Source organism: Streptomyces montanisoli, assembly GCF_017813245.1.
Classification (GTDB): domain Bacteria; phylum Actinomycetota; class Actinomycetes; order Streptomycetales; family Streptomycetaceae; genus Streptomyces; species Streptomyces montanisoli.
This window is the reverse complement of the sequence record NZ_JAGIQL010000238.1, coordinates 1-7,493: the sequence shown is the minus strand read 5'-3', so window position 1 is coordinate 7,493 and position 7,493 is coordinate 1. Positions and strand designations below refer to the sequence as shown.

Genomic DNA, 7,493 nt, shown 5'->3' with positions numbered 1-7,493 from the left:
CGGCGCGGACCCGCGCGCCTTGCGGCCGGCGGGCACGACGAGCGGCGTGCCCGTCTCGGGGTCGTCGATGACCTGGCAGCGCAGGCCGAACACCTCCTCCACCAGCGGCGCGGTGACGACGTCCGCCGGCGCGCCCTCCGCGACGACGCGCCCTTCGCGCATCGCGATCAGGTGGGTGGCGTAGCGGGCCGCGTGGTTGAGGTCGTGCAGCACGGCGACGAGGGTGCGGCCCTGCGTCTCGTGCAGCTCGGCGCACAGGTCGAGCACGTCGATCTGGTGCTGGATGTCGAGGTAGGTGGTGGGCTCGTCGAGGAGCAGCAGCGGGGTCTGCTGGGCGAGCGCCATGGCGATCCACACGCGCTGGCGCTGCCCGCCGGACAGCTCGTCCACGTACCGCTCGGAGAGTTCGGCGATGCGCGTCGCGGTCATCGACTCGGCGACGATCCGCTCGTCCTCGGGCGACCACTGGCGCAGCAGCCCCTGGTGCGGGTAGCGGCCGCGGGCGACCAGGTCGCCGACCGTGATGCCGTCGGGCGCGACGGACGACTGCGGCAGCAGGCCGAGTGTCTTGGCGACCTTCTTCGCCGGCATGGTGTGGATGGCGGACCCGTCGAGCAGCACCCGGCCCTGCTCGGGCCTGAGCATCCGGGACAGCGCGCGCAGCAGGGTGGACTTGCCGCAGGCGTTCGGGCCGACGACGACCGTGAAGGAGTGGTCGGGTATCTCCAGGGAGAGGTCCTCGACGATGACCCGCCGGTCGTAGCCGAGGGTCACGGACTCCGCGGTGAGGCGCTGCATCGTCGTACTCCTGTGGGGCTCGGGTCCTGATGGTGACGGACGGACGGGCGTCAGCCCGGATTCGGTGTCGGCGCGGCGCCTCATATCCGTCCCGCCCTGCGCTGGGAGACCAGCAGCCACAGCAGGTACAGGCCGCCGACGACGGCGGTGACGACGCCGGCGGGCAGCTGTCTGCTGCCGAAGGCGCGCGTGGCGACCAGGTCGGCCGCGCACAGCAGCACCGCCCCCATCGCCGCCGACGCGGCGAGGTTGGGGCCCGGCGCGCGCGTGACCCTGCGGGCGAGCTGGGGGGCGCTGAGCGAGACGAACGTGATGGGCCCCGCGGCCGCGGTCGCCGAGGCCACCAGCAGCACGGCGGCAGCCATCAGCAGGACGCGCGTGCGCTCGGCGGGCACGCCGAGCGCGTAGGCCGTGTCGTCGCCCATCTCCATCATCCGAAGCCGCCTGCCGTGCGCGAGCGTGAACGGCACGAGGACCACGCAGACGGCGGCCAGCGGCCACACCTGGCTCCAGCTCGATCCGTCCAGCGTCCCGGTCATCCACAGGACGGCCCGGGTGGCGTCGACGATGTCGGCCTTGGTGAGGAGGTAGTGGTTGGCGGCCGTGAGCATGGCCGCGGCGCCGATGCCGACGAGCACGAGCCGGTAGCCGTGCACGCCACGCTTCCACGCCAGCAGGTAGATGGCCGCGCCCGTCGCGAGGCCGCCGACGACGGCGCCCGCCGCGGTCTCGGCGGCGCTCCCGTGGAAGAGGACGATGGCGCTCAGCGCGCCGACCGCGGAGCCCTGCCCGAAGCCGATCACGTCGGGGCTGCCCAGCGGGTTGCGGGTGACGGACTGGAAGACGGCGCCGCCGATGCCGAGCGCCGCGCCGACGAGCAGCCCGACGATGGCCCTCGGCAGCCTCAGGTCGTGGACGATGAAGGTCTGCGCGGCCGTGCCGCCGCCCGTCAGCGTGGAGAGCACGGTACCGGGCGACATGGGGTAGTCGCCGCTGCCGATGACGACGACCCCGGCGAGCAGCGCGATGGCGACGAGCAGGAGCAGGACGAGCGCGGGCCTCGTCTCGACGCGCACGGAGAGCAGGCCGCCGGGCGTGCGGACGGCCCGGGCCCCGCGTGTGCGGCGCGCGCCCTCGTCGCGGCGGGAGGGGGGAGGTGTGGTGGGTACGGGGGCGGTCACAGCTGCGCCATCCTCCTGCGCCGTACGAGACAGATGAAGACGGGCCCGCCGATCAGCGCCGTCACGATGCCCACCTGCACCTCGGAGGGGCGGGCGACGACCCGGCCCACCACGTCGGAGCCGAGCAGCAGCACCGGCGCGAGCACGGCGGCGTACGGCAGGATCCAGCGCATGTCGGGCCCGGTGATGCTGCGCACCAGGTGCGGCACCATCAGCCCGACGAAGACGATGGGCCCGCACGCGGCGGTCGCCGCGCCGCACAGCAGGGTGACGGCCACCATCGCGAGCACCCGCGTACGGGCGAGGTGCGCGCCGAGCGCACGCGCCGTGTCGTCGCCCATCTCCATGGCGTTGAGCGGGCGCGCGATCAGCAGGGAGAGCGCCACCCCGACGGCGATGAACGGCCACACCTTCGCGACGGTCGACATGTCGGCCGAGGCGAGGGAGCCGACCGTCCAGAAGCGGATACGGTCCAGGGCCGCCGAGTTCAGCAACTCGACGGCGTTGACGTACCCGTAGAGGACGGCGCCGGCGGCGGTGCCCGCGAGGGTGATCCGCACGGGCGTGGCGCCGCGGCTGCCGCCGAGTACGTAGACGGCGGCGGAGACGACGGCGGCGCCGAGGAAGGCGAACCACACGTATCCGGTGAAGGAACTGACGCCGAGGAAGCTGATGGCCGACACGACGGCAGCCGCCGCGCCCGCGTTGACCCCGAGCAGCCCCGGCTCGGCGAGCGGGTTGCGGGTCAGCGCCTGCATCACGGCCCCGGCGAGCCCGAGCGCCGCCCCCACGAGCAGCCCGAGCACGGTGCGCGGCACGCGGACGTCGCTGACGATGACGTCGTCGCGGGTGCCCGTGGATTCGAAGAGGCCGTGCCAGACGTGGCCGATCGGCATGGACTTGGCGCCGACGGCGACGCTGGCCACGCAGACCGCCACCAGCAGCACGACGGCGAGGACGAACCCCACGCCCCGCACCGCCCGGCGCCCGCGCGACGACGGGGGCGCCACCGGCGTGCCACTCTGTTCTGGAGGGCTCTCAACCAACACGAAGGTTAGGTTAGCCTACCCTCCCATCGTGATTCGACGGTGCCCGGCTGTGAGTTCGCCGAGACGCCCGGGCCACCGGCGGCGCAAGCGGCACAGGGCGGCACAGGCGGTGCTCGCCGGTGGCGCTCACCACCCGAGGCGGCCCAGGGCCTTGCCCGCGTCGAGGCCGCACGAGCCATCCCCCGCCTGCGTCCAGGCCGCGGCGCACAGCGCCCGCAGCCCGTCGACCGGGTCGCCGTCGCCCTCGCCGGCGCGGTCGATGACGAGCGCGCCGCCGCGCACGGAGGCCGTCCAGCCGCCGCACGCGAACCCGTCGCCGCCGTCCGCGTCCTGCGCGGCCGTCGCGTGCGTCGCGTCCGTCGCATCCGTCACGCCCGTCACGTCCGGCTGTGCGGACAGCAGGCCCCGCAGGTCGGCGTCCACGTACGTCGGCCGGTGCCGCGGCTCCGCCGCCAGCAGCTGCCGTGCGTCCGTCACGCCCGTCAGGACCAGCAGCGAGTCGACCTCGCCGCGGAACGCGCCCTCGATGTCCGTGTCGAGCCGGTCCCCGACCACGAGGGGCCGCCGCGCGCCCGTGCGCAGGATCGTCTCGCGGTGCATCGGCGGCAGCGGCTTGCCCGCCACCTCGGGCTCCGCGCCCGTCGCGATCCGGACGACCTCCACCGCGGCGCCGTTGCCCGGCACGATCCCGAGCGGGCTCGGAATGGTCAGGTCCGTGTTGGACGCGAACCAGAGCGCGCCCCGGTTGATCGCCGCGGACGCCTCCCAGAACCGCCGCCACACCATGTCGGGGCCGCCGTACCCCTGCGCGACCGCCACCGGTTCGTCGTCGGCGCGGTCGACCGGCGTGAGTCCGCGCTCACGCAGCGCGAGCCGCAGCCCCTCCCCACCGACGACGAGCACCTTCGCGCCCTCGGGCAGCCGCTCCGCGATCAGCCGCGCCACCGCCTGCGCCGAGGTGATCACGTCCTCGGCCTCCGCGGGCACCCCGAGCTCCGTCAGGTGCCCGGCGACGGCCTCAGGTGGCCTGAGGGCGTTGTTGGTGACGTACGCGAGGCGCATGCCGGCCTTCCGCGCCGCCGCGAGCGCGTCCACCGCGTGCGGCACCGCGTCACCGCCCGTGTACACCACGCCGTCCAGGTCGAGGAGCGCCGTGTCGTAGCGCTCGCTCAGAACGCCCCCGCTGCCACGGGGCCGCGTGGCAGCGCTGCCCGCACTGCCCGCACTGCCCGCACTGCTCCGGGGGGACGTGCTCCCGCTGTCCTGACTCATTCCCACCGCACTCCTCGCTCCGGCTGCTCACCCGATCATCGCCCATGGCGGCTTCCCCCATACGATGCCCTGATGAGGACGACGGATCTTGCGGGCGAGGGGCTGCGGCTGACACCGTTCAGGGGCGTGCGCTACGTGCCCGAGCAGGTCACCAGCCTGTCCGCGGTGACATCGCCGCCGTACGACGTGGTGGTGCGGCCCGACGGCCTGCACCACCTCGAGTGTGCCGATCCTCACAACATCGTCCGCCTGATCCTCCCCCAGGCGGCCACCCCGGCGGCACGCCACCGGCAGGCCGCCGACACGCTGGCGCGCTGGCTGGCGGACGGCGTGCTGGCCGCCGACCCCGAGCCCGCGCTGTACGTGTACGAGCAGCGCGGCGAGGGAGCGGTGCAGCGCGGCGTCATCGGCGCGCTCGCCCTGCCGGACGCCGCGGACGGCGTGGTGCTCCCGCACGAGGACGTCATGGCGGAGATCGTCGAGGACCGCGCCGACCTGATGCGGGCCACGGCCAGCAACCTGGAACCGCTGCTGCTGACGTACGAGGGCGACGGCACGACACAGGCCGTGCTCGACCGGGTCGTACGGCGCACCCCGCTGCTCGCGACGACCACGGAGGACGGTTACGCGCACAAGCTGTGGTCGGTGACCTCCACCGCGGAGCAGACGGAGATCACGACAGGCCTCGCCCGCCGCCAGGCGCTGATCGCCGACGGCCACCACCGCTGGGCGACCTACCAGCGGCTGCGCGAGGAACACCCGGGCGCCGGGCCCTGGTCCTACGGCCTCGTGCTCCTGGTGGACACCCTGCGTCACCCGCTCCAGGTCCGCGCCATCCACCGCCTGCTGCACGGCGTGCCGGTCGCGGAGGCGGCGGCCGCGCTGCACGGGTTCTGCCGGGTGCGCACGCTCGACGCGGCACTGCCCGAAGCGCTCGACGCGCTGGCGGCCGCCACCGCGGAGGGCAACGCCTTCCTGCTGGCGGGCGACGGCCGCTTCCGTCTGGTCGACAGGCCCGACGCGGGCCTGCTCGCACGGACCGTACGCCAGGACCGCCCGGCGGCCTGGCGGCGACTGGACGCGACGGTGCTGCACAGCGCGCTCATCGACGAGGTGTGGCGGGTGCCCGACGGGCCCGACCACATCGGCTACATCCACGACACGGACGCGGCCGTGCGCAAGGCCGAGCAGGACGGCAGCACGGCGGTCCTGCTGCACCCGGTGCGCGAGGACGTCGTACGCGACCTGGCGCGGCAGGGCGTCACGATGCCCCGCAAGTCGACGTCGTTCGGCCCGAAGCCGGCGACGGGCCTGGTGCTGCGCACGCTCACGGCCGGCTGACCGGCCGTCCCCGGCCATCCCGGCCGTCCCCGCCGGCGGCCCGGCGGGGACGTGGACGTACTCCCTGTCAGTCCTCTTCGGCGTCGCGCCGGGGCGTGCCCGGGGCGTCGTCGGCTCCGGCCTCGGCCTCGGCCTCGGCCCGCGGACTGTCGTCCTCGACGCGCTCGCCCTCGACGCGCTCGTCCTCGACGGCGTCGTCCTCGACGGCGTCGTCCTCCATCGCGTCGACGAACTCGATGCCGTCGAGTTCGGCAAGCCGGTCCGACGCGTCGGTGGTCCCGTCCTTGTCGGCCTCGTTGGCCCGGGCGAACCACTCGCGGGCCTCGCTCTCCCGGCCGGCCGCCAGCAGGGCGTCCGCGTACGCGTAGCGCAGGCGCGCCGTCCACGGGTGCACGGAGTGCGAGGCGAGCTCTGGGCTCTGCAGCGTGACGATGGCGGCGTCGAGCTGCCCCATGTCGCGGCGGGCCCCGGCGGCGACCAGACGCATCTCGACCTGGCCCGCCTTGTCCAGCTTCTGCACCTCGGACTCGCCGGCCATCGCCAGCGCCCGCTCGGGCCGGCCGAGGCCGCGCTCGCAGTCGGCCATGACGGGCCACAGCTCCACATGACCGGTCATCCGCCGCGCGGCCCGGAACTCGGCGAGCCCCTCGGCGTACTTCTGGTTGGCGTACGCAGCGAAGCCCGCGGCCTCGCGAACGGCCGCGACCCTGGACGCGAGCCGCAGCGCCACCCTGGAGTACGCGTAGGCGCCCTCGGGGTCCTCGTCGATGAGCCGGGCGACCATGACCAGGTTGCGGGCGACATCGTCCGCGAGGGTCTTGGGCAGGCTCATGAGCTCCTGCCGCACGTCCTTGTCGATCTCGTCCCCGATGACCTCGTCCGGGATGGGCAGCCGCTTCACGGGCTCCCTGTCACGGTCACGGTCGTCACGGCGACCGGGCCCACCGCGGCGGTCGTCCCTGCGGTCGTCACGGCCCCGACGGTCGTCACGCCCCCCGCGGAACCCGCCGCGGTCGCGGTCGTCACGGCCCCCACGGAAGCCGCCGCGAGCCCCGCGGTCGCGGTCGTCACGCCGGCCGTACCCACCGCCGGCACCGGGGCGGCCGCCCCGGTCGTTGTCACGGCGGGGCCCACGGGGCCGGTCGTCGCGGCGGTCGTCGCGTCGCTCGTCGCGGCGGAAGGCCGGCCGGTCGTCACGACGGTCGTCCCTGCGGTCATCGCGGCGCTCGTCGCGGCGGAAAGACGGCCGGTCGTCACGGCGGTCATCGCGCCGGTCATCCCGCCGATCGTCCCTACGCTCGTCGCGGCGGAAGGACGGTCGGTCATCACGCCGGAACGGGGGACGGTCGTCACGGCCCCCGCGGAACCCACCGCGGTCCCCGCTGTCGCCACGGTCGCGGTCGTCACGCCGGAAAGGCGGACGCTCGTTCCTGCGGTCGTCACGGCGGTCATCCCGCCGGTCGTCGCGACGGAACGAGGGACGGTCGTCCCTGCGACCACGGTCGTCACGCCGATCGTCCCTGCGGTCATCGCGTCGCTCGTCACGGCGGAAAGACGGCCGGTCATCACGCCGGTCATCACGGCGGTCATCGCGGCGGTCATCACGACGGAACGGGGGCCGGTCATCGCGGCCGCCACGGAACCCACCGCGGTCGCCACGGTCGCGGTCATCCCGCCGGTCGTCGCGACGGAACGAGGGACGGTCGTCCCTGCGGCCACGGTCATCACGCCGGTCACCGTCCCGGCCTCGATATCCGCCGCCGCCTCCCGCGTACCCACCACCCCCGGGCCGGCCGCCGCGGTCGTCGCGGTCGCGACGCCCGTAACCACCGCCACCGCTGCTGCCGCCGCC

Annotated in this window: 7 protein-coding genes; 1 reads left to right on the top strand and 6 read right to left on the bottom strand. The window is 74.7% G+C overall.

The window, feature by feature from the left end; all coding sequences use genetic code 11:
• The 4 genes from JFN87_RS30880 to JFN87_RS30865 all read right to left on the bottom strand — a co-directional run.
• A partial coding sequence (locus JFN87_RS30880; RefSeq protein ID WP_209345478.1) for an ABC transporter ATP-binding protein occupies positions 1-798 on the bottom strand: 798 nt, incomplete at its 3' end.
• A gap of 80 nt (positions 799-878) precedes the next feature.
• A complete protein-coding gene (locus tag JFN87_RS30875; protein WP_209345476.1) occupies positions 879-1,979 on the bottom strand; it encodes a FecCD family ABC transporter permease in 1,101 nt (366 codons plus the stop codon).
• Entirely contained in the window at positions 1,976-3,028 is a 1,053-nt protein-coding gene (locus tag JFN87_RS30870) for a FecCD family ABC transporter permease (RefSeq protein ID WP_209345474.1), read from the bottom strand. Before JFN87_RS30870 ends, JFN87_RS30875 begins: the two co-directional genes overlap by 4 nt.
• Before the next feature lie 126 nt (positions 3,029-3,154).
• A complete protein-coding gene (locus JFN87_RS30865) occupies positions 3,155-4,300 on the bottom strand; it encodes an HAD hydrolase-like protein (protein ID WP_209345472.1) in 1,146 nt (381 codons plus the stop codon).
• A gap of 72 nt (positions 4,301-4,372) precedes the next feature.
• On the opposite strand from JFN87_RS30865, the gene JFN87_RS30860 reads away from it, so the two are divergent.
• Entirely contained in the window at positions 4,373-5,641 is a 1,269-nt protein-coding gene (locus JFN87_RS30860; protein WP_209345469.1) for a DUF1015 family protein, read from the top strand.
• Positions 5,642-5,708: 67 nt separating this feature from the next.
• On the opposite strand, the gene JFN87_RS30855 is transcribed toward JFN87_RS30860, so the two are convergent.
• Positions 5,709-6,488: a tetratricopeptide repeat protein gene (locus tag JFN87_RS30855; protein ID WP_209345480.1), complete on the bottom strand. Its 780-nt coding sequence runs from the start codon at positions 6,486-6,488 to the stop codon at positions 5,709-5,711.
• Between the two features lie 50 nt (positions 6,489-6,538).
• Positions 6,539-7,493, bottom strand: a 955-nt coding sequence (locus JFN87_RS30850) for a hypothetical protein (protein WP_209345467.1), incomplete at its 5' end; no start/stop codon positions are given.